Consider the following 1,405-nt stretch of genomic DNA (forward strand, 5'->3'; position numbering starts at 1 on the left):
GACAATGGACCGAGTTCATCCGGCTGACCAAACTTCTCGTAGCGACCCATCGCTGATAACACTTTATTCCATTGGCTCAACTGGTAATGCGATTGTGCGATGCGCAGCCAAACTTCATGAGCTTTCTGGTTTTTAGGTACGGCTTTACTCAACTCGTAATAGTGCGGCAAGGCTTTAGCAAACTGTTGTTCATTCAACAAAATATCCGCTAGCATTTTACGTGTTTGCCACGCTTGCTCGTCTTGCAATAAACCGCTGCTTACCGCGAAATCCAGTTGCTTGATAGCAGGCTTAACTTGCTCATTCTGCCAATAAAAAATACCGAGCATACGAGCAACAAACGCTTGATCGTAGCCACGCGATAGGTCTAACGATTCGAGAGTTGAGATCGCTTCTTTAAGCTTCTCTTCTTGAGCTAAGCTGTGCGCACGCTGCACTCTAGATGCGGTGTACTGGCTAAGCTCTTGAGCTATCGCACTGGCTGCGGTCAAACTAAGCAGCGTTGTGATTAAGAATTTCTTCATCATTTGCCTAATTTGAACTCCACTTTTGCGGTTTGTCCGAACTGCTCAATCGACACACCATTTTCAACTTTGGGTTGGTATTTCCACTTCTTCAACGCGCTAATGGCTTCTTTTTCAAACATACGCTTTGGCTCTGCATCGATCACTTCAATGTCTTTTGGACGACCTGTCGTGTCAATCGTAAAGCGCATGATCACATAGCCTTCAACCTTGCGTTTTAATGCTTTACTTGGGTAACGAGGTTCAACTTTATACAGCGGTAACGCTTGTTGATTGCCCATGGTTCCCTTTAGGTTTGGCGCATTAATCGCAATACCATCTAACGCCGTGTTTAACCCAAGCGCGCTGATCGGTGTTACTTGGCTCATCGGCTCAACTTGCGCGTTGGCTTGAGACAGCTCCATCGGCTCTGGTGCTTGAGGTGGCTCTGGCTGCTCTGGTACTGAACGTTGACGACGCTGCACATCGGCATCGTTTTCAACCATGACCATATCAAAACGCACTGCCTCAGACGGTTTTGGTGCGCGTTGATTGCCATTATCGACCATCCACGCCATAAAGCTAAACAAACTCACGGCGATCAATAATGACGCTGGTAACGCAATTAACAGCCTACCCATTAAGGTTTCTCCGCTGCCAGTGCAATGTTCTTCACGCCAGCACCTTTAGCGGCATCCATCACTTTCACAACGGTGCCGTTGTAAGCGTGTTCATCAGCCTGAATCACTAACGATGCATCTGGCTGGTCTAGCAATAGGTGCTCAATAGATGCTTCTACGCGTTCCAGATCGACCAAGCGTTTGTCGATGTATACATCGTTTGCTGCCGTAATGGCGATGAAAATACCTGCGTCTTTTTGACTGACTACGTTCGATGCTTGG

3 protein-coding genes are annotated in these 1,405 nt (G+C 47.3%); all 3 read right to left on the reverse strand.

Translation table 11 applies throughout. The annotated features are described in order from the left end of the window. Positions 1-527: tetratricopeptide repeat protein (locus R7P35_RS24380; RefSeq protein ID WP_411978888.1), on the reverse strand; the 527-nt coding region annotated here is incomplete at its 3' end. Continuing rightward, entirely contained in the window at positions 524-1,144 is a 621-nt protein-coding gene (locus R7P35_RS24385) for an energy transducer TonB (protein WP_020834835.1), read from the reverse strand. The genes R7P35_RS24380 and R7P35_RS24385, both read right to left, overlap by 4 nt. Then, positions 1,144-1,405, reverse strand: a 262-nt coding sequence (locus R7P35_RS24390; protein WP_318092920.1) for an ExbD/TolR family protein, incomplete at its 5' end; no start/stop codon positions are given. The genes R7P35_RS24390 and R7P35_RS24385, both read right to left, overlap by 1 nt.

The sequence above is a fragment of the Vibrio sp. Vb0304 genome, assembly GCF_033338995.1.
In the GTDB taxonomy this organism is placed as follows: Bacteria; Pseudomonadota; Gammaproteobacteria; order Enterobacterales; family Vibrionaceae; genus Vibrio; species Vibrio alginolyticus.

What these genes read in the sequence shown, in the direction of transcription:
- R7P35_RS24385 (WP_020834835.1), bottom strand. Translation starts at nt 1,144, where the DNA reads ATGGGTAGGCTGTTAATTGCGTTACCAGCGTCATTATTGATCGCCGTG.